The organism is Ochrobactrum sp. 19YEA23 (genome assembly GCF_029909865.1).
GTDB lineage: Bacteria > Pseudomonadota > Alphaproteobacteria > Rhizobiales > Rhizobiaceae > Brucella > Brucella gambitense.
Window position 1 is genome coordinate 243124 of sequence record NZ_JASAMQ010000005.1, and the last position, 18996, is coordinate 262119.

Genomic DNA, 18996 nt, shown 5'->3' on the forward strand with positions numbered 1-18996 from the left:
CATGGCACGTCAGGAAAAGAAGAAAGACGTGGTCATTGTCGGCCTCGGCTGGACTGGCTCTATTCTGGCAATGGAACTGGCGCAGGAAGGTCTCGACATCGTTGCGCTTGAACGCGGCCATGATCAGAATACCGTGCCGGATTTCAAATATCCGAACATGATCGATGAGCTGAAATATGGCGTGCGTCTCAAGATGATGCAGCGCGCCAGCCAGCAGACCGTTACCGTGCGCCGCAGTGCGGAAGAAAACGCGCTGCCTTACCGCAGCTTTGGCTCGTTTTTGCCGGGTAATGGCGTGGGTGGCGCGGGTACGCACTGGAACGGCCTCAACTGGCGTCCGCAGGCCGAAGAACTGCGCCTGCGTTCCCACGTGCGCGAGCATTGGGGCGAGCAGATCATCCCGGAAGACATGCTTCTTGGCGATTATCCCGTCACCTATGACGAGATGGAACCGTTCTTCGACCGCTTCGAGCGCGTCGCCGGTATTTCCGGCAAGGCGGGCAATCTCAAGGGCAAGATCGTTGAAGGCGGCAACCCGTTTGAGGGCTGGCGTGCGAACGATTATCCAATGCCGCCGATGAAGACGACCTGGGACGGACGCAAGTTCGCCGATGCAGCGCAGGCTGCGGGTTACCACCCGTTCCCGTCGCCGGGCGGCATTGCCTCGACCGCCTATGTCAATGAATATGGCATGCAGATGGGACCGTGTAATCACTGCGGTTTCTGCGAGCGCTTTGGCTGCTACCAGTATTCGAAGTCGTCACCGCAAACCACGATCCTCGATGCGCTGAAGCGGATGCCGAACTTCTCCTATCGCACGGAATCGGAAGTGCTGCGTGTTGAATTGGCTCCGGACGGCAAGACCGCGACCGGCGTGACCTATTTCGACGACAAGACGCAGGAAGAAGTCTTCCAGCCTGCCGATATCGTCATCCTGTCGTCGTTCCAGCTGAACAACGTGCATCTGGCGCTGCTTTCGGGCATTGGACAGCCATACGATCAGGCAACGGGCGAAGGCGTCACCGGACGCAACTTTGCCTACCAGCTGACCGGCGGCGTGACGCTCTTCTTCAAGGATGAGGAGTTCAATCCGTTCATCGGCACCGGCGCCAATGGCATGTGCATTGACGATTTCGGCGTTAACCAGATTGATTTCGGTCGCGAGGGCTTCATCGGCGGCGCTTACTGGCGCACCGGCCAGACCAACGGCCAGCCGATCCGCAGCATGATATTGCCGTCCGGCACGCCGAGCTGGGGTGCTGGCTGGAAAAAGTCGATTGCCGAATGGTATGGCCACTCGATGAACATCGGAACCCATGGTTCCGTCATGTCCTACAAGACCAACCATCTCGATCTCGATCCAACCTACAAGGATCCGCACGGTCGTCCGCTGATGCGCATGACCTTCAACTGGAATCCGAATGATATCCGGATGACCCAGTTCATGAAGACCAAGGCGGAAGCGCTGGCCAAGACGATGAACCCGGACCTGATCCAGTCGTCCTTCAAGAAGGAAGGCGCTCAGTTCGACGTTCGTCCTTACCAGACGACCCATACGACCGGCGGACACATCATGTCGGAAAATGCGCGTGAGGGCGTGGTCAATCGCTTCTCGCAGGCATGGGACAAGCATAATGTGTTCATGCTTGGCGCAGGTAACTTTGTGCAAAACACCCAGTACAACCCGACCGGCTTGCTCGGCGGCCTTGCCTACTGGACGGCACATGCGATCCGCTCGCAGTATCTTTCCAATCCGCGTCCGCTGGTTTGAGGAGAACGGTGATGAAAACTTTTCTTCGCATAATCGGTGTTCTCATCGTTCTCGGTATCGTGGCCTTGCTGGCTTTCCTGTTCGTTCCGGTGCTGCTTACAAAGCCGACGAAGGAACTGGCCGCCGACTGGAAGCCCGCCAAGGGTCAGGGCGAATATGTCATGTATGCGTCCGACTGCATGGCCTGCCATACGGCGGATGGCGGCAAGCCATTTGCGGGCGGTCGCGCCATTGCAAGCCCGATGGGTCAAATCTGGACAACCAATATAACCCCCGACAAGGAAACCGGCATCGGAAACTGGTCACTCGATCAGTTCCGCGCTGCGCTCTATGACGGCATCCGCGCCGATGGCGCGCATCTTTATCCGGCCATGCCTTACGAAAACTATCGCAAGCTGACCGAAGAAGATGTGCGTGCGCTCTACGACTACTTCATGCACGATGTGCAGCCGGTGAAGAATGAAGTTCAGCAGACCGAACTCGGCTTCCCGTTCAATCTGCGCTTTGGCATTCGCGCCTGGAACTGGCTCGCGCTGACCCATAAGGCGGGCTTTACGCCAGCGGGCAAGAACGAGGTTCAGGAACGCGGCCAGTATCTGGTCGAAGGTCCGGCGCATTGTGCGGCCTGCCATAGCCCGCGCACCAGCTTCATGGCGCAGGAGGGTGTTAGCGCTGGCGACAAGAACTTCCTGACCGGCGGCGTTGTCGACGGCTGGAATGCACCTTCGCTGCGTGGCCCGCAATCGGCTCCCCAGAAATGGTCCGTCGAGGAAATGGCTGCCTATCTCGCAACAGGTCGTAATGCTCACTCGACCGCAAACGGCGAAATGGGTCTGGCGGTCGAGCAATCGTTCCAGCATCTGACGGATGCCGATACGCTGGCGATTGCGGCCTTCCTCAAGGGCATTGATGGTGCAGCTGTCGAAGTTCCGCAGAGCTTTGCGGCCAAAGCGCCCACAGTCCTGCCTGCAGCCCCTGCCGGTGCTGCTGGCGAAGCAACTGCGAAGATGCTGACGGATGCGTCACCGGATATGCCGGTGGGTGCGCGTCTTTATCTTGACAACTGCGCCGCCTGTCACTTCGTGACCGGCAAGGGTGCGCCGGGAATTTTCCCGGAACTGGCTGACAATGATCTGGTGACGGGTTCGGAAGTGAAGCCGCTAGTCTCCATCATTCTGCATGGCGCGGAAGTACCGTCGACGGCAAAGCGTCCGATGCGTCTTGTGATGCAGGGCTATGCCGATCGCCTGTCGGATCAGGAAGTGGCGGACCTAGCTTCGTTCGTTCGCTCCGCATGGGGCAACAAGGCTGGCGCGGTTTCGGCTGGTGATGTTGCTGCGGTTCGCAAGAGCCAGACTGCGCACTGATCGGTACTAGTGGTCTGATTCCAACATTTGCCTCCCTCGGTTCAAGCGCTGAGCAAATGTTGGAATCATAAAGACCACTAGCATTTGAAGAACAAAGGCGGCGGGTTGAAAGCTCCGCCGCCTTTTGTTTAAGCCTGAGCCGCCCGGCTGCGGTGAACATGTTCGATCAGCACACGAAGCTTGGGCGCGATGTTTTTGCGGGTCGGATAGTAGAGATAAAAACCAGCGAAATACGGGCAGTAATCTTCGAGAATGGGGATCAGTTCGCCGCGTTCGATCCACGGCCGGAAGCTTTCTTCCATGCCGAATGCAATGCCAGCACCTGAAACGGCCAGCTTGATCATCAGTTCCATGTCGTTGGTGGTGACAGTTGGCGGCACCGCGACGCTGAACTCTTTACCGTTTTCGGCAAATTCCCAGCGATAGGGCGATGATTTCGGAAAGGGACGCCAGCCGACGCAGAAATGCGATGTCAGTTCCGCCGGGTGTCCGGGGATCCCGCAGCGCTCGGGATAAGACGGCGCACAGACGGCAAGTTGCCGTTCTTCTCCGGCAATCGGGACGGCGATCATATCTTGCGCAATCACTTCGCCCAGTCGCACACCAGCATCATAGCCTTCCGCGACGATATCGAACTCGTCGTCCGTCACCATGATATCCAGTTCGATTTCAGGATACTGCTTCAGGAATGTTGCCAGAAGCGGACCGGATAGGAAGCGCTCTGCGATAGACGATACAGCGAGGCGCAAGCGTCCGCGCGGGCGCTCTTTCAGCGCCTCCGTTCCCTCCAGCGCTGCGGTCATTTCCGCCACGGCTGGCGCGATCTGGCCATAGAGCCTTTCGCCGGCTTCCGTCAGGCTGACACTGCGTGTCGTGCGCAGGATCAGCGCAATGCCAAGACCCTCTTCAAGCTTGCGGATCGTCTGGCTGATTGCAGAACGCGTCACCCCTTGCCGCTCGGCAGCAGCCCGAAAACTGCGCTCTTCCGCGACAAGTGCAAAAATGGCGAGCGCATTCAGATCTGGAGTCATTGGTTAGCTTTCCTTTCCAGTCTGTTTAAAACAAGCGTAGTTATCGAAACAATGATTGGCGCTTACAGTCAAGGCATCCTCAATTCTCAATGAAAGGAACAGCCATGGCTGTCGATAAAGTTGTTCTCGTCACCGGCGCATCCAGCGGCATTGGAGCAGACATTGCTCGGGAACTTGCAGCAGCTGGCGCGAAGGTCGCGCTTGGTGCGCGTCGCATCGAGCGTCTCGAAGCGCTGACCGCCGAACTGAACGAAGCAGGCGGAACTGCCTTCGCCCATCCGCTTGATGTCACCGACCGTGACAGCATGAATGCCTTTGCCGATGCGGCGCGCGATTTGTGGGGGCGGGTCGATGTCATCGTCAACAATGCCGGTATCATGCCACTATCGCTGATGGCTTCATTGAAGGTCGAAGAATGGGACCGTATGGTTGATGTGAACATCAAAGGCGTTCTTTATGGCATCGCTGCGGTACTGCCAGAAATGACGGCCCGCGGTTCCGGCCACATCATCAATATTGCCTCGATTGGCGCATTGAGTGTCGCCCCGACAGCCGCGGTTTATTGCGCCACGAAATACGCGGTTCGGGCAATATCCGAAGGGCTGCGGCAGGAAAACAGTGCACTGCGCGTCACCTGCATTCACCCGGGTGTCGTGGAAAGCGATCTTGCGCACACGATCACTGACCCCATCGCAATTGAGGCGATGAAGACCTATCGCGCTATCGCTCTGAAACCCGATGCAATCTCGCGGGCTGTTCGCTTCGCGATTGAGCAACCGGATGATGTGGACGTCAATGAAATCGTCATTCGGCCAACAGCCACCACCTGAGAAGGATGAGGTGATGCCTGCATACTCTCTGCCCATGATCGCCGCGTTTGCATTGGTCGTGAATTTGCTTCTTCTGACCCCCAAAGGCTTCACAATGAACAACCAGTCTGATCTTTCAGCTCCCGCTGACAAGAGCCATCCTTATTCGGGCATGTGGATCACGGGTGATGGTCATGTCCGCCATCATCTTCTCCCCAACGGGCGCTATGACGAGGCGCGCGGCAGTCGTGAGAGCGCCTATCAGGGACGTTATGAAGTTCGCGGTGACTATATCTATTACTGGGACGATACCGGGTTCACTGCTGACGGGCATTTCATCAATAACGTTCTCCATCATGGCGGAATGATTCTCTACCGCCGATAAAGGTGTGCTTAAAAGCGCATATCAAGCGCTTGTCCGACGAAAAAGGGCAGGCGCTTGATGAGTCAATGCTGAGCGGTCCAAGATTTCTTCCAAGAACAGCATCAATCTAATTTATGTAAATTGGAAATATTTTTAGATTATGCAATCTGAAAGGTATTTTATCATCATAGATAGAATTTTTTTTGTTCAAAAATATTTATCGATTATTTCCAAAGAAATTTTCCGTCGGAAACATTCATCTGTAAAAATAAAACTCGTGAATTAGCGTCTTGTAAAATATACATAATTCTATGTGGTTGAAGAATACATTTCTGATTTTGGTGGGTTTCGGTGCGATTCTTGAAAAAAATATTAACCTGCTTATGATAGAGAATCACTAATTAGTAGAATGATTTGACGTGAAGGAATGGGGGGCAAGTGAACCTGGGTGAAAGGTCGGCAATTATTGCCGTCCCGACATATAGGAGGGAATATGGTATACAGAAAGTACGCGTTTCCCGCGCTTGTAGCGAGTTTTTTTCTTTCATCAACATGCGTTATGGCCCAGACGGCCACAACGCAGTTCAACGTACAGATTACAATTACTGCAGCTTGTGTGTTTAATTCTGCAACCAACTTGGACTTTGGTTCCAACGGTGTTTTGGCGGCAAATGTTGATGCCACCAGCACCATCACCGTGCAATGCACGAATTTGACGCCTTACACAATCGGCCTGAGTGCAGGTAACGGCACGGGTGCAACGGTTACGAACCGTTTGATGACCGGTCCGGCAAGCGCCACGGTTGGATATTCGCTTTACACCACAGCGGCTCGCACTGCTGTCTGGGGTAATACTGTTGGAACCAACACGGTTGCCGGCACAGGCAATGGCAACGCGCAGGCCTATACGGTTTACGGGCGTGTGCCGGGCCAGACGACGCCAGCAGTAGGTGTTTATACGGATACGATAACAGCAACGATCAGCTATTAATGTCACGGAGGGTAGAATGCGTGTTCTGACTTTTGCCGCGGCGTTATTTGCGAGCTTGTACCTCATTCCGGCAAATGCGGCTTCGTTGCGCGTATCGCCGGTTATCATCGACCTGAGCGCGCCAACGGCAGCTTCCAACATCCGCATCTGGAACGATGCCAAGCGGCCCATCAATGTTCAGGCCAGAATCTTCCGTTGGAGCCAGAGCAATGGCGTGGATACTTACACGGCAGCAACCGATGTCGTCGTCAGTCCCCCCATATCGCAGCTGAAACCCGGCGGCGAAAACATCGTGCGCGTTGTTCGCACCTCGAAAAGCCCGGTCAAGGCAGAAGAAAGCTACCGGCTGATTGTCGATGAACTTCCTGATAGTGCGCAGCGGCGATCCGGCACGGTCAATCTGGTGATCCGCCATTCCATTCCGGTTTTCTTTTCGCAACCCGGCACGCCGGATGCGAACCCATCATGGAGTGTCCAACGTAAATCGGGCGGTTATCAGGTAACCGTCAGCAACAAGGGGAACAAGCGACTGCGCGTTTCCGATCTTGCATTGCAGGGTGCGGGCGGCCGTGCCGTAGCACAGCAGAAAGGCCTTGTTGGATATGTTCTGGGGCAATCAAGTGCAACTTGGTTCATTCCCGGAACAGGTGGTAGTCGGGGTGGTGGCTCGCTGACGATCTCAGCTCAAAGCGAAGCTGGCCCGATAAATGCGCAAGCGAGCGTCAGGGGCGGTTGATCTTGCGGTTTTGACGATTGCGTTTCTAACGGTCTGCACAGGATGTCTGAAAGCTGCGGCGCAGGAATTGCCACCTACGTCGTCGGGAGCGCTTGTTTCCGACGATGCCCCTCTGGAGTTGCAGCTTGAGGTCTATGTCAATGGCGCATCATCGGCGCTGATCGCTACGTTTCGTCAAACACCGGACGGGTCGCTTCTGATTGAGCCGGATCAGCTCAAGAATGTCGGGATAAAGCCCGCCAAGGAAGCCACGCGGGACGACGGATGGATCGACGTGAACCGGCTCTCCGGGGTCAACGTCACCTATGATGAGGAGAACCAGATTGTCCGTTTTGATGCCGAGGAGAATAAGCGTGCCGCGCGTGTGATTGATGCGCAGTCTGGCGAAGAAGTCGCGTCAGAGGATGAGGAAGATAAGCCCAAGGCCAAGAGCAATTTCGGCGGGCTGGTAAATTACACGATCTATGGCGCCAGCGGCGGCCAGGATTGGTATGACCTGACGGAGTTCGAAGGTGTTTCGGGCCTTATGGAGGGACGCTTGTTTGGCCCCTACGGCGTGTTGTCTTCGTCGCAGGTGATCAGCTCGTCCGATGCCGACAGGTTCGGGTCGACGCGTCTCGATACGAGATGGTCCTATTCGGACCCGGAAACATTGATGACCTATAATGTTGGCGACTTCATTACAGGTGGACTTTCCTGGACGCGGCCAACCCGTCTGGGCGGTGTGCAAATCCGACGCAATTTTTCGCTGCGGCCTGATCTGGTCACCATGCCGATGCCTGAGCTGTCCGGATCGGCTGCGGTGCCGTCAACGGTCGATGTCTATATCGACAATGCGCGTCGCGCGACCAGCTCTGTTGCATCCGGCCCGTTTTCGATCACCAACCTCCCGGTCGTCACCGGCGCAGGCACGGCGCGCATGGTGGTTCGCGACGTTCTGGGCCGTGAGACGGTGACAGAGACGCCCTTTTATGCCTCGGCTGATTTGCTGGCTAAAGGTCTTGCGGATTTCTCCGCTGAAACCGGATTTGCGCGCCGATATTACGGCACGGAATCGAATGATTATGATGACCGTATTGTCGGCAGCAGCACGTTGCGCTACGGCCTCACCAACAATGTGACTTTCGAAGGTCATGTGGAAGGCGCAGAGAATTTCTACAATGCGGGCGTCGGTGGCGTCTTCAATATCGGGCCTTTCGGCGTTGGAACCTTGTCTGGCGCGACCAGCAAATTTGGTGGAGAAACCGGCTACCAGATTGCCGCAAGCGTCGAAGCCGAACTCTGGGATATCAAATTCTACGTGCGCACGCAGCGCACCTTTGGTGACTATAACGATATTGCCTCGGTTACAGCCGATATCGTGGAGACGGGGCTGCCGTCCAACAGCGCCAAGCCTGCCAAAGCCCTCGATCAGGTTTCCGTTTCACTGCCTCCGATTTTCGATGACACAAACCTGAATTTCTCCTACGCGCAGATTGAAACCGCCGATTCCGACAAATCGCGGATCCTCGGCGTCACCGCCACACGGCCCTTCGGTGAAAAGGGCAACATGTTTATGTCCGCCTATACAGACTTCGAGCAGAAAGGCTCGTTCGGCCTGTTTGCCGGGCTGTCGTGGTCGTTCGATCACAATATCACGGCATCGACAAGCATATCGGCTGATGAGAATGGGACGACCGGCTCCGTCGATTTGATGAAATCTGAACAGGCGGAAGTTGGAAGCACCGGCTGGCGGTTGCGCGGCTCTTATGGCCAGAGCGATATCGTTGCCGCCAGCGGAAGTTATCGCGGCCAGATCGGTCGCATTGAAGGTAGCGTTGAGAAGTTCGACGAGAATGTTCGCGCCAGCGCGCAGATTGACGGCGCCGTCGTTCTGGCAGGCGGTGGTGTGTTCCTCTCCAACCGCATCGATGATGCTTTTGGTGTGGTGGATGTAGGCGCGCCGGATGTTGAGGTCGAGTTCGAAAATCGTCCCATGGGCAAGACCAATAAGAGCGGCAAGATGTTGCTGCCCAATCTGCGTTCCTATGACAAGAACGCCATCTCCATTGACCCCAGCAATCTGCCAATTGATGCCACTGTGGGAGAAACCCGACAAGTTGTGAGCCCCAGCGATCGGGGTGGGGCCGTGGTGGACTTCAACGTCAAGGCCGATACGCGCGCAGCCCTTGTCACCCTTCGCGACGAAAGCGGAGCCTATATTGAAGCGGGGTCAACGGCGCAGCTCAATGGCTCTCAGGAATTTATCGTTGGGTATGACGGACAGGTCTATCTGGAAGGTATTGAGAACTCCAATACGCTGATTGTGGTGCAGTCCGAGAAAGGCAGCTGTCAGATATCATTCAACGCACCACGTAACACGACCGAACGGGTTACCATCCCGGACGCTGTATGCAGGAGCACACAATGAGACTTTATCGCATTGTCGCTTTGGCACTGTTCAATATACTGATCTTTCTACCTGGTTTGGCTTATGCCCAGACCTGTTCCTTCAGTGTCACCAATGTCAACTTTGGCACCGTCAATCTTTTGGGGGGAGGTGCAGTTGATACGACAGCGACGTTGAACGTCAATTGTTCCAATACCCTTAACCTCAGCCTTTTCCTTCGCGTGTGTCCCAATATCAATGCGGGAAGTGGCGGCTCAAGCGGCGGTCTCCGCACCATGTTGAGTGGTACCAATTCGCTGACCTATCAGCTTTATTCCGATACGGCTCGCACTGTTCCATGGGGCTCTGTTACCAATACGGCTTTGGGTTCCCCACCACCCATTGATATGACATTGCTGCCGCTTACCAACACGACAGCAACACGCACGATTTATGGACGTATCTTGTCTGGTCAGGCGGCGACGCCGGGCGGTGCTTATCTCTCTACCTTTTCAGGTGCTCAAACCCGCTTCAACTATGTCAGCTATCTGCTTGTAGCGCCCGCCTGTACCGCCGTGACGGAGAATCCGACACAGCCGAGCTTCAATGTGACGGCCAATGTCGATCGAACCTGTACCGTTTCCGCCACGACGATCAATTTTGGCAATCGCGGCGTCCTGACTACCAATGTGGACGCGACCGGTACTCTGTCAGTAAGCTGTACCACCAACTTGCCTTATAGTGTTTCGCTCAACGGTGGTTTGAGTAATGCCACACCGACACAAAGACGGATGACCCTCGGCGCCAATGCCGTCGTCTATGGGCTCTACACCAATACCGCGCGCACAACTCCCTGGGGCAACACAACCGGGCAGATCGTGACTGGCACCGGAACTGGCACCGCGCAAAGCCTGACCGTCTATGGGCGGGTTGCACCGCAGACTACACCACCACCGGGAACCTATTCGGATACGGTGGTGGTGACGGTCAGCTATTAACGCCTCACGACGTCTTTTTCTTGCGTGGCGGCTTTGCGCTATTGAGTGTTATGGCTGCGCGCACAAGAGTCGTCAGAGCATCCGCGTCGATCTCTTCACCTTCGCTAATATCGATGGCCCGGCGCATATTGCCGTCCAGACTTGAGTTGAACAAACCAGTCGGGTCGTCCAGCGATGCGCCCTTGGCAAAAGTCAGTTTGACGACCTGCTTATAGGTCTCGCCGGTGCAGATAATGCCATCACGTTCCCATACGGGTACGCCGCGCCATTTCCATTCCTCAATGATCTCCGGATCGGCTTTCGTGATGATGGCACGAACCTTGGCCAGCGTTTTGCCTCGCCAGTCGTCAAGTGTGGCAATGCGTTCATCGATCAGCTGTGAAGCGGATTTGCTTTCGTTGGTAGTCATCATTTGGCTCACATCTTTTCGCCGGGCAGCTGGCTGGCCTGTTTGACCCAGTCGGTAAATTGCGCTTCGTCCAGCACATCGTTTTCATGGATATGAAAGTAACGTGTATCCTGGCTCTTGGACTCCACGGGCGGCTGCGGCGTCAGGGAGAGGCCGCGAAAAAAGGCGACCTTTATATATTTGGCGAAGCAATGATAGCTCAGAAACCAACCTTGTCCTTCAAGCCCATAGAAAGGCGAATTCCATTTGACCGCCTTGTGGACGTTTGGAACCGATTGTTCGATGAGGAAATCCAGCCGACGTCCCACATCGCTTTTCCAGCCTGGCATGGCCGCGATATAAGCATGGACCGGCGCATTGCCTTCGCCTTTTGGAATTTGCGGGTTGCCGCCGGATAGAAGCACCGGCTTGGATGGTGCCTTTTCGGCCATTTTATTTCCTCCTCCGTACCACCTGGGAGGAATCTTAGAGCATTTTTCGCGAAAATTTGAAACGGATTTGCGTGATGGGTCGCTCTGTGGCCAGTTCGGGCAGCGCTCAGGCGCGCTGTCCCACATATCGTCCGACGGCGACTGGAACGGCCAAGCCCTTCTGGGAGAGTGTGAGGTCTTCCAGCGTTTGCAGAATGACAGGATCGGCGGCAACCGCCTTGCCTGCCTTCGTATCGACATGAAGCAGCATCTGTTCCGCGCTTGCCAGCTCCGTCTCGCCACGCTTCAGCGAATGGATGAGGTGTATGCGCTTTGCATCGAACGACAGAAGCTGTGTCTCGACATGCAACGCGTCGCCGACCTTGGCTTCATCGCGATGCATGATGTGGGTTTCGACAGTGTAATAACTGTGACCACTGTTCAAATAGGCTGCGTCGACACCGATATGCGCAAGAAACTGATCGGTGGTCTGTCCGAAAAGGTCCAGATATCGATGCTCGGTCATATGGCCATTATAGTCGATCCACTCCGGGATCACGCGGGTGTCGAGCAACCGCAATGGACCAGAGCGGGGCGTGGCCTCGTCGTGGGATGTATCGAGCCGCGCGGTATAGTCGTTCAGAAGTGCACCTGCACCCCAGCCTCTGCCTTGCTGTTGCTGGGAAAGGGCGCGAATGATGGCTACCAGATTGGCGTCGCGAATGGCTTCAAGATCGCGGATCGACAGGTTTTCGTTCTGCTCGTCCGACTGGTTGGCAATACGACTGATCAGCGTGTCATCCAGCTCCGGAACATCTGTCAGTTTCGTCCACGGCCATCGCAAGGCGGGACCGAACTGCGCCAGAAAATGCTTCATCCCCGCCGGACCACCCGCGATGCGATAGGTCTGGAACAAGCCCATCTGCGCCCAGCGCAAACCGAACGAATAGCGGATGATATTGTCGATCTGCTCGACCGTTGCGATGCCGTCTTTGACGAGCCAGAGCGCTTCGCGCCACAGGGCTTCCAGCAAGCGGTCGCCGACAAAGGCATCTATTTCTTTTTCGAGAATAACGGCTTCCATACCCGTGTGGCGGTACAGAGCGGCGGCCTTTTCTATGGCCTGCCGGGCGGTCTTTTCCCCCGGTACGAGTTCCACCAGAGGCAGTAGATAGACCGGATTATAGGGATGCGCGATGATCAACCGTTCCGGGTGCTGCAAAGGGGCTTGCAGCTTGCTCGGCAGGAAGCCGGAGGTGGAAGATGCGATCAGCGCATCGCTCGAACAAGACGCCTCGATCTCTTTGAGAACCGCGAGTTTCAGGTCGAGCCTTTCGGGCACGCTTTCCTGAATCAGTATGGCATCGCGCACAGCATCGGCCAGCGAAGGCGCAAAGGAAAGTCTGCCTTCATCCGGCAGACGCTTCGGGGTGAGGGCGGACAGTGCACGCCGGGCATTGTCGAGAATGTGCTCGGTTGTGGCTTTTGCATCGGGCGACGGGTCATAGACGGCGACATCATAGCCGTTGAGAAGAAAACGCGCGGCCCAGCCGCTGCCGATGACGCCGCTGCCGATGCAGGCGATCTTGGGAGGATGGTTGTTCATGGGCATCACCAACGCTTCTTGAGCTTGAGCTTTTCGCGAACTTCAGCGGGCGTGAGTATCTTGGACCCCATATTGACCGCGATGTTTCTGGCGCGTTCCACCAGATCACCATTGGAGGCGAGGACGCCCTTTTCGAGCCAGATATTGTCTTCGAGGCCGACGCGGATATTGCCGCCTGCGAGAACCGCAAGTGCAGCATAAGGCAACTGGTTGCGACCGATGGAAAATGCCGAGAAGACCCAGTTGTCCGGCAGGTTGTGAAGGATGGATACAAGCGTTGCAAGATCGTCCGGTGCGCCCCATGGTATGCCCATGCACAATTGCACCATCACCGGATCGTCAAGCAGGCCTTGCTGTTGCAGCCATTGAGCCAGTGGCAGATGGCCCGTATCGAATATTTCGATTTCCGGGCGCACGCCCAGATGTTGAATCTGCGCTGCCATTGCTTTCAGCATGGCAGGGGTGTTGGTCATCACATAGTCGCCTTCACCGAAATTCATGGTGCCGCAATCAAGCGTGCAGATTTCCGGCAGAAGTGCTGCGATATGCGCCAGGCGCTCGGTCGCGCCCGCCATGTCGGTCTTCGACGCATCCGGCGGCAGCGGTGCTTCGGCAGAACCGAAGACCAGATCGCCGCCGACGCCTGCGGTCAGGTTAAGCACGATATCCACACCCGACGCCCGGATATGGTCGACGACTTCGCGAAACAGTTCGACCTTGCGCGATGGTTCGCCCGTTTCTGGATCGCGCACATGAATATGAGCGATTGCCGCGCCTGCTCTAGCGCTTTCAATCGCCGCGTCCGCAATCTGTCGCGGCGTGATGGGCACCTTGTTGGAGCGGTGTGTGGTGGCGCCAGCGCCGGTAACGGCGGCTGTGATGAAGGTTTCGCGAGCGGGCTGCAAAGGCATGATGATTTCCCTCGATTTTTGTCGAGCTTGACAGGTCGCAGAATGCTGAGATTATCATTTTACGAAATTAGTTTGGCGAAGAGCGAAGCACGTGATCTTTGAACCATCCGATGAACAACTGTCTGTCACCCTGCTGGTTTTGCCGGATTGCTCGCTCATGTCGCTCGCAGCGACGCTCGATCCGATGCGCGGCGCCAACCGCGTGACGGGTCGCTCGCTCTATTCGTGGCGGGTGGTATCTCCGGATGGGAGTGACCCCATCACATCAAGCGGCCTGAAGGTCGGTGCGAATGGAAAATTCGAGGCAACGCCGCAGGATATCCTGATTATCGTCAGCGCTTTTCATGCGCTGGAACACGCGACCCCAAAGCTTCTTGCGCAGTTGCGTCAGGCGGCCAAACAATCTCAACTGGTGATCGGCGTCGAGGCGGGTTCGTGGGTTCTGGCAAAGGCCGGGCTGCTAAATGGCAGAAAAGCCACCACCCATTGGGAGGATCTCGAAGCCTTCTCGCAACGGTTCCCGGATGTGGAGATGCAGTCGGACCGATGGGTGCGCGACGGTACTTTTCTAACCACGGGCGGGGCGGCGCCTGCGCTCGACATGATGCTGGCGCTGATCCGCGCGCGGCACGGTTATTCCATAGCGCTCGATGTTGCGAGCCTTTATGTCTATGACGAGGTGCGGCAGGCTTCGGATGCGCAGCCGCTGGTGTCGCTGGGGCGGCTTTTGAACCGCGAGCCGCGGCTGGCCGATGCCATCAAGATCATGGAAAATCATATAGACCGGCCGATTCCGGTGACGCGGATCGCCAGACGGCTCGGGCTTTCAACGCGCAGTCTTGAAATGTTGTTTGCCAATGTGATCGGGCAATCGCCGGGCAATTATTATCTGTCGCTGCGGCTCAAGGCTGCTCGACGCCTCATCCTCGATACGCATCTTTCAATGGCGGATACGGCGGAGCAGACCGGCTTTTCGTCGATCAGTTCGCTTTCCCGCGCTTTCAAGCGGCATTTCGGACAGGCGCCGAGCAAGTTGCGGCAAAAATAGTTTCGCGGCTTAATAAATATTACAAGCCAAGGCCGGATTTCACTTCGGCGAGCGCTGGCTTGCCGTCGAACGTGTTGAAACCGTCGAGCCATGCGTCGAGCTGCGCCGGGTTCTCCTTGATCCATTTCGTGACGGCATCTTTGGCTTCCATCCCGTCATTGAGGATCATGTTCATCATGGTGCTTTCCATCTCGGTCGTGAACTTCAACTTCGACAGAAAATGCGAGACATTCGGGCAGTCGGCTGCATAGCCCTTTCGGGTCAGCGTCTCGACCGTGGCGGCACCGTCATTGGGACCAAAGAGATTATCGCCATTTTCCAGATAGGTGAGCTTATAGCGAATGTTCATCGGATGTGGGGTCCATGCGAAGAATACCACCGGCTCATCCTTGCGCACGGCGTTTTGCACCTGTGACAGCATGGCCTGTTCGCTCGATTCCGCCAGCTGGAAATCCTTGAGATCGAAATTGTTCTTCTCGATCATCGACTGGATCGTTGCATTGGCACTGCTGCCTGCTTCAATGCCGTAGATTTTTCCGCCGAGCTGGTCCTTGAATTTTGCTATGTCGGCATAAGTCTTGATGCCGAGATCCTTGCCCGTTGCGGCAAGACCGATCTTTGCATTTTCGAGATTGATACCGGCCTGCTCGATCTTCTTTCCTTCGAGATAGGGTTTGCGCGCTTCCTCCTGAAGCGGCATCCAGTTTCCAAGGAAGATATCGATCTGGCCATTTTCCAGCGACTGGAAGGTCACCGGTACTGAGAGGATTGTCGTCTGGGGCTGGTATCCAGCCTTTTCAAGCAAAAGCGATGCGAGCGCCGTGGTCGCGGTGATATCGGTCCAGCCGACATCCGAAAATTTCGGCGCTTTACAGGATTCTGCCTCGGCTGCGACAGCCGGAGCAGCGGACAGGATTGCGATACCCGCCACCAGCAAGTGATTGAGCTTCTTCATCATCTCTCCCCTTTGTTTTTTGTTGGGAACAATATGATAGGGGAAACTGACAAAGTCACTTTACGATTCACGCATCATTATTGGCGGTTTACGAAGCTGCTGCCCGGCGCAAAGCCCGATTGCCTGAACGAAGCGGCGCGTTCGGCGACGTCTCAGGACGGCGAGAAAATCGTGGTCAACACCCATGCCAGCACACCAGCGACGATGAGAGGCGACATGGTGTAGAAGACGTCCAATATGCGTGAACAGGCCGATGTGTGCTGATCTGGAGAGCATCGCCCGCGTGGGTAAATGCGGGCGCGAATTTGGTGAAATCTGTGGGCCAAAGTGCTGCCTATCGGACCAGTCTCAAGAGCGTCGATTTCTTGCCGAAGATCGCATCGGAGGCGATGGAACCGGACAAGAAGCAGACCGTGTCTGATGCCGCGCGGCAAGCTCTCTTCGCAAAACGAAGTGCAGTTTCGCGGTCGGTAAACAATCCGCCGGTCAGGCCAAGCTGGTCACACACGACCCATTGGCCTCGCTGGTCCTGGCCGACAGTAAATCTGGCCCGTTGTTCTGGGAGTACAGTTTTCCGGATGTGGCTCATGATGGCTATACCTTAAGTATCGTTTCAAGGAATGTGTCAGCGCGGAACGACCGCCAGTTGCGTGCGGCTGTTGCCATCGATGTCGCGCAGAGCCGCAATTGGATGCGCATCGGGATCGAGCGCCGCAAGCGCGCGGCGGATAGCGGCCATGGTCTCGTCATTTGCCGTAACAAGCGGCAACCTCACATCTGGCGAAAGGCCGCGCGTGTGATGCAGCGCATATTTGATGGGAACCGGGTTGGTGTCCTGTTCCAGCGCCATCAAGAGCGGCTTGAGTGCAAAGGCGAGCGAGCGCGCACTACAGCCATCATTGCGCTGGCAGGCATTGTGGATTGCGACCATCGCGGCTGGAGCGACGTTCGAGATCACCGATATCGTGCCGTCACCGCCCTCCAGATTGAAAGCTGTGGAGGTGGTGTCATGGCCTGAAAGCTGGATGAGCCGACTTCCCAGACGGCGGATGAGGCGCTTGGGACGATCCAGATCGCCGGTGGCGTCCTTGACGCCGATAATCGCCGGGTGTTTGCAAAGCCGTTCGATTGTGTCCAGCGACAGGTCGACACCGGTTCGCGCGGGCACATTATAGAGAATGATTGGAATCTGGGTGTTGTTGGCGACGGCTTCGAAGTGACGATAGAGCCCTTCTTGCGAGGGGCGGTTATAATAGGGCGTCACGATAAGCGCGGCGTCGGCTCCGCATGCTGCCGCCGCACTCGTCAGTGCGATGGTCGAGAGCGTGTCATTCGTTCCGGTTCCCGCGATGACCGGCACGCGCCGGGCCGAAACCTCGACGCAATTTTTGATGAGTCGGATTTTTTCAGCTGTGTTCAATGTCGGCGCTTCGCCAGTCGTTCCGCAGGGGGAAACCGCCTGGATGCCTTCTTCGATCTGCCAGTTTATGAGATCGGCAAAGGCTCGATAATCGACTTCGCTATTGCGAAACGGTGTGACAAGCGCGGTCGTTACGCCGCAAAGTCTCGTTTTGAGTTCATCATAAGCCATAATCATTGGTCTCCGCGTTTCGGATGGTTTCCCACCCTCGCTCCGGCTCGATGGAACCGGTGGCGATGCACAAAATCTATGACCGGGCGCATATAAATTCGAGACGAGCGACCCGGTCAAAACATTAAAAACGCATCAATGTCTTGGCCTGCTTTTATAATTTTTCCAGTTGCAAATGCTTATCATAATCATTCAACGTATTGATATTGCTTGACAATTTTTCCAGTTGCAAATAGAGAAACCGCATCGGGGAGTAGCCACCACCGAAGCGCGGCCCAATTCGGGCGGCGCTGAGTTTAAGTGGGATCACGTCAACACAATCGCTGAAAAGCGTGGCGTGATCAGCCGTTTAACGGCCCGGCAAGACCGTGGTATCAGCCATCCGCCGACGGACGGATGGCCGTTGTTGCCCGGCCAATCCTCCGTCTGAGCAGACAAGATGTCCCCCATCACTGTATTTTTTCTGTCCGTCAGCATGTCGGTCGATGCTTTTGCAGTTTCTGTCGGGCGTGGCACCGCCTTGAACCGCCCCCGGCTTTCCGAGGCATTGCGCACCGGCATAGTTTTTGGTGTTGTTGAAGCCATCACCCCGTTTCTCGGCTGGGTGGCCGGTGTTCTCGCGAGCGACTGGGTTTCCCATGTCGATCACTGGCTGGCATTCGGCCTGTTGTCAGCGGTCGGTCTGCATATGCTTTACACGGTGATCTGGCCCAAGGATGACGACGCAGATGAGACGCCCCAGGGCGGTTCGTTCCTCGTCCTGCTTGCGATGGCGCTTGGCACCAGCATCGACGCCATGGCTGTCGGCCTGTCGCTCGCCTTTCTCGGCATCGGTCTGCAGGGTATCATCGCGATTTCGCTCGCCATCGGCTTTGCGACATTCATCATGTCCACAATGGGCCTGATGATCGGCAAGGCAATCGGCGACAAGTTCGGCAAATTTGCCGAAGTGGCAGCCGGTCTTGTACTTTGTGCGCTTGGCACGTCCCTTCTCGTTGAACATCTGTCAGCATAGGTTTGCAAAACATGACCTTGAGCAAGTTTCAGTATTTCCGGCGCCTTTGGGTTGGTGCAGCCGTGTTTCTCGCATTTCTTGCTCTGACGCAGGTGAGGTCGGCCTGGGCCGGTGAAACTCATGAGACGATTGAGGTGGTGGGGCTCTTCCTCATCGTCGCGGGCATTGTCGGGAGACTGTGGTGCACGCTTTATATCGGTGGCAAGAAATCGTCGGAACTGGTCCGTCAGGGTCCTTACTCCATCAGCCGCAATCCGCTTTATGTCTTCTCGGCCATTGCCGCTGGTGGGGTGGGGCTGCAATCCGGTAGTGTTGCCATCGGATTGATCTTCGCTCTCGGATGCGTCGTGCTGTTTCAGTTCGTCATCCGGAGGGAAGAAAAGCATCTGGCGGGCATGTTCGGTGAGCCTTATGCGGCTTATCTTCGGGAAGTGCCGCGTTTCTGGCCAAATTTCTCCATCTATCGTGACTTGACGACCCTGGATGTCGTGCCGCGCAGGGTCTATGTCACATTGATGGACGGACTGGTGTTCTTCGCCGCCAAGCCGGCCTTTGAAGCCGTTGAATATCTTCAATCATCGGGCGTGATCGACGCTTCGACGGCGGTTTTCTGATC

Annotated in this window: 20 protein-coding genes and 1 riboswitch; of the genes, 12 read left to right on the forward strand and 8 right to left on the reverse strand. The window is 56.1% G+C overall.

Annotation, left to right across the window (positions count from 1 at the left end; all coding sequences use genetic code 11):
- The first annotated feature begins 1 nt into the window (after nucleotide 1).
- Entirely contained in the window at nucleotides 2–1771 is a 1770-nt protein-coding gene (locus QBD01_RS15015) for a GMC family oxidoreductase (protein WP_280993459.1), read from the forward strand.
- 11 nt (nucleotides 1772–1782) lie between these two features.
- Nucleotides 1783–3138 (forward strand): c-type cytochrome, encoded by a 1356-nt coding sequence (locus tag QBD01_RS15020; RefSeq protein ID WP_280993460.1) that lies wholly within the window; start codon nucleotides 1783–1785, stop codon nucleotides 3136–3138.
- A gap of 128 nt (nucleotides 3139–3266) precedes the next feature.
- On the opposite strand, the gene QBD01_RS15025 is transcribed toward QBD01_RS15020, so the two are convergent.
- Nucleotides 3267–4169 carry a LysR family transcriptional regulator gene (locus QBD01_RS15025; protein WP_280993461.1) on the reverse strand — a complete coding sequence of 301 codons (903 nt, stop codon included), beginning with the start codon at nucleotides 4167–4169 and terminating at the stop codon, nucleotides 3267–3269.
- Between the two features lie 104 nt (nucleotides 4170–4273).
- On the opposite strand from QBD01_RS15025, the gene QBD01_RS15030 reads away from it, so the two are divergent.
- The 6 genes from QBD01_RS15030 (at nucleotide 4274) to QBD01_RS15055 (ending at nucleotide 10435) form a co-directional block, all read left to right on the forward strand.
- On the forward strand, nucleotides 4274–4999 hold the full coding sequence (locus tag QBD01_RS15030) for an SDR family oxidoreductase (RefSeq protein WP_182521247.1): 726 nt from the start codon (nucleotides 4274–4276) through the stop codon (nucleotides 4997–4999).
- Between the two features lie 94 nt (nucleotides 5000–5093).
- Entirely contained in the window at nucleotides 5094–5363 is a 270-nt protein-coding gene (locus QBD01_RS15035; protein ID WP_280993578.1) for an Atu4866 domain-containing protein, read from the forward strand.
- Between the two features lie 538 nt (nucleotides 5364–5901).
- Nucleotides 5902–6333: a spore coat U domain-containing protein gene (locus QBD01_RS15040; RefSeq protein WP_280993579.1), complete on the forward strand. Its 432-nt coding sequence runs from the start codon at nucleotides 5902–5904 to the stop codon at nucleotides 6331–6333.
- Between the two features lie 16 nt (nucleotides 6334–6349).
- Nucleotides 6350–7069 carry a molecular chaperone gene (locus tag QBD01_RS15045; RefSeq protein WP_280993462.1) on the forward strand — a complete coding sequence of 240 codons (720 nt, stop codon included), beginning with the start codon at nucleotides 6350–6352 and terminating at the stop codon, nucleotides 7067–7069.
- The gene (locus QBD01_RS15050; RefSeq protein WP_280993463.1) at nucleotides 7041–9479 is read left to right on the forward strand and encodes a fimbria/pilus outer membrane usher protein; all 2439 of its coding nucleotides are present in this window, start codon (nucleotides 7041–7043) and stop codon (nucleotides 9477–9479) included. Before QBD01_RS15045 ends, QBD01_RS15050 begins: the two co-directional genes overlap by 29 nt.
- Nucleotides 9476–10435 (forward strand): spore coat protein U domain-containing protein, encoded by a 960-nt coding sequence (locus QBD01_RS15055; RefSeq protein ID WP_280993464.1) that lies wholly within the window; start codon nucleotides 9476–9478, stop codon nucleotides 10433–10435. Before QBD01_RS15050 ends, QBD01_RS15055 begins: the two co-directional genes overlap by 4 nt.
- A gap of 4 nt (nucleotides 10436–10439) precedes the next feature.
- Here QBD01_RS15055 and QBD01_RS15060 read toward each other — a convergent pair whose 3' ends face one another.
- From QBD01_RS15060 to QBD01_RS15075, 4 genes are all read right to left on the reverse strand, one after another.
- Nucleotides 10440–10847, reverse strand: coding sequence for a DUF1801 domain-containing protein (locus QBD01_RS15060; protein ID WP_280993465.1), 408 nt, complete (start codon nucleotides 10845–10847; stop codon nucleotides 10440–10442).
- 5 nt (nucleotides 10848–10852) lie between these two features.
- Nucleotides 10853–11275, reverse strand: a complete 423-nt coding sequence (locus QBD01_RS15065) for a DUF1801 domain-containing protein (RefSeq protein ID WP_280993466.1) — start codon at nucleotides 11273–11275, stop codon at nucleotides 10853–10855.
- A gap of 106 nt (nucleotides 11276–11381) precedes the next feature.
- Complete coding sequence (locus QBD01_RS15070) at nucleotides 11382–12860, reverse strand: carnitine 3-dehydrogenase (protein ID WP_280993467.1); 1479 nt, start codon at nucleotides 12858–12860, stop codon at nucleotides 11382–11384.
- 5 nt (nucleotides 12861–12865) lie between these two features.
- Nucleotides 12866–13771 carry a 3-keto-5-aminohexanoate cleavage protein gene (locus QBD01_RS15075; RefSeq protein WP_280993468.1) on the reverse strand — a complete coding sequence of 302 codons (906 nt, stop codon included), beginning with the start codon at nucleotides 13769–13771 and terminating at the stop codon, nucleotides 12866–12868.
- A 91-nt stretch (nucleotides 13772–13862) separates the two neighbouring features.
- Between QBD01_RS15075 and QBD01_RS15080 the strand changes: the two genes are divergently transcribed.
- Entirely contained in the window at nucleotides 13863–14819 is a 957-nt protein-coding gene (locus QBD01_RS15080; protein ID WP_280993469.1) for a GlxA family transcriptional regulator, read from the forward strand.
- A gap of 19 nt (nucleotides 14820–14838) precedes the next feature.
- Here QBD01_RS15080 and choX read toward each other — a convergent pair whose 3' ends face one another.
- Nucleotides 14839–15774 carry a choline ABC transporter substrate-binding protein gene (gene choX / locus QBD01_RS15085; RefSeq protein WP_280993580.1) on the reverse strand — a complete coding sequence of 312 codons (936 nt, stop codon included), beginning with the start codon at nucleotides 15772–15774 and terminating at the stop codon, nucleotides 14839–14841.
- A 33-nt stretch (nucleotides 15775–15807) separates the two neighbouring features.
- Here choX and QBD01_RS15090 point away from each other — a divergent pair, with 33 nt between their 5' ends.
- Nucleotides 15808–15999, forward strand: coding sequence for a hypothetical protein (locus QBD01_RS15090; protein WP_280993470.1), 192 nt, complete (start codon nucleotides 15808–15810; stop codon nucleotides 15997–15999).
- A gap of 109 nt (nucleotides 16000–16108) precedes the next feature.
- On the opposite strand, the gene QBD01_RS15095 is transcribed toward QBD01_RS15090, so the two are convergent.
- Together QBD01_RS15095 and dapA are read right to left on the reverse strand one after the other, a co-directional pair.
- Complete coding sequence (locus tag QBD01_RS15095; protein ID WP_280993471.1) at nucleotides 16109–16363, reverse strand: hypothetical protein; 255 nt, start codon at nucleotides 16361–16363, stop codon at nucleotides 16109–16111.
- 36 nt (nucleotides 16364–16399) lie between these two features.
- Nucleotides 16400–17365: a 4-hydroxy-tetrahydrodipicolinate synthase gene (dapA, locus tag QBD01_RS15100; RefSeq protein ID WP_280993472.1), complete on the reverse strand. Its 966-nt coding sequence runs from the start codon at nucleotides 17363–17365 to the stop codon at nucleotides 16400–16402.
- Between the two features lie 236 nt (nucleotides 17366–17601).
- Nucleotides 17602–17795: riboswitch (yybP-ykoY riboswitch) on the forward strand.
- A gap of 9 nt (nucleotides 17796–17804) precedes the next feature.
- Here dapA and QBD01_RS15105 point away from each other — a divergent pair.
- Both QBD01_RS15105 and QBD01_RS15110 read left to right on the forward strand, forming a co-directional pair.
- A complete protein-coding gene (locus tag QBD01_RS15105) occupies nucleotides 17805–18380 on the forward strand; it encodes a manganese efflux pump MntP family protein (RefSeq protein WP_280993473.1) in 576 nt (191 codons plus the stop codon).
- Between the two features lie 11 nt (nucleotides 18381–18391).
- Nucleotides 18392–18994, forward strand: a complete 603-nt coding sequence (locus tag QBD01_RS15110) for an isoprenylcysteine carboxylmethyltransferase family protein (RefSeq protein ID WP_280993474.1) — start codon at nucleotides 18392–18394, stop codon at nucleotides 18992–18994.
- The last annotated feature ends 2 nt before the right edge of the window (nucleotides 18995–18996 follow it).

Coding starts and splice junctions, on each gene's coding strand:
- QBD01_RS15030 (WP_182521247.1), top strand. CDS start 4,274: ATGGCTGTCGATAAAGTTGTTCTCGTCACCGGCGCATCCAGCGGCATT.
- QBD01_RS15050 (WP_280993463.1), top strand. CDS start 7,041: ATGCGCAAGCGAGCGTCAGGGGCGGTTGATCTTGCGGTTTTGACGATT.
- QBD01_RS15020 (WP_280993460.1), top strand. CDS start 1,783: ATGAAAACTTTTCTTCGCATAATCGGTGTTCTCATCGTTCTCGGTATC.
- QBD01_RS15095 (WP_280993471.1), bottom strand. CDS start 16,363: ATGAGCCACATCCGGAAAACTGTACTCCCAGAACAACGGGCCAGATTT.
- QBD01_RS15075 (WP_280993468.1), bottom strand. CDS start 13,771: ATGCCTTTGCAGCCCGCTCGCGAAACCTTCATCACAGCCGCCGTTACC.
- QBD01_RS15045 (WP_280993462.1), top strand. CDS start 6,350: ATGCGTGTTCTGACTTTTGCCGCGGCGTTATTTGCGAGCTTGTACCTC.
- QBD01_RS15090 (WP_280993470.1), top strand. CDS start 15,808: ATGATAGGGGAAACTGACAAAGTCACTTTACGATTCACGCATCATTAT.
- QBD01_RS15065 (WP_280993466.1), bottom strand. CDS start 11,275: ATGGCCGAAAAGGCACCATCCAAGCCGGTGCTTCTATCCGGCGGCAAC.
- choX (WP_280993580.1), bottom strand. CDS start 15,774: ATGAAGAAGCTCAATCACTTGCTGGTGGCGGGTATCGCAATCCTGTCC.
- QBD01_RS15055 (WP_280993464.1), top strand. CDS start 9,476: ATGAGACTTTATCGCATTGTCGCTTTGGCACTGTTCAATATACTGATC.
- QBD01_RS15110 (WP_280993474.1), top strand. CDS start 18,392: ATGACCTTGAGCAAGTTTCAGTATTTCCGGCGCCTTTGGGTTGGTGCA.
- QBD01_RS15105 (WP_280993473.1), top strand. CDS start 17,805: ATGTCCCCCATCACTGTATTTTTTCTGTCCGTCAGCATGTCGGTCGAT.
- QBD01_RS15015 (WP_280993459.1), top strand. CDS start 2: ATGGCACGTCAGGAAAAGAAGAAAGACGTGGTCATTGTCGGCCTCGGC.
- QBD01_RS15040 (WP_280993579.1), top strand. CDS start 5,902: ATGGCCCAGACGGCCACAACGCAGTTCAACGTACAGATTACAATTACT.
- QBD01_RS15060 (WP_280993465.1), bottom strand. CDS start 10,847: ATGATGACTACCAACGAAAGCAAATCCGCTTCACAGCTGATCGATGAA.
- dapA (WP_280993472.1), bottom strand. CDS start 17,365: ATGGCTTATGATGAACTCAAAACGAGACTTTGCGGCGTAACGACCGCG.
- QBD01_RS15035 (WP_280993578.1), top strand. CDS start 5,094: ATGAACAACCAGTCTGATCTTTCAGCTCCCGCTGACAAGAGCCATCCT.
- QBD01_RS15025 (WP_280993461.1), bottom strand. CDS start 4,169: ATGACTCCAGATCTGAATGCGCTCGCCATTTTTGCACTTGTCGCGGAA.
- QBD01_RS15070 (WP_280993467.1), bottom strand. CDS start 12,860: ATGAACAACCATCCTCCCAAGATCGCCTGCATCGGCAGCGGCGTCATC.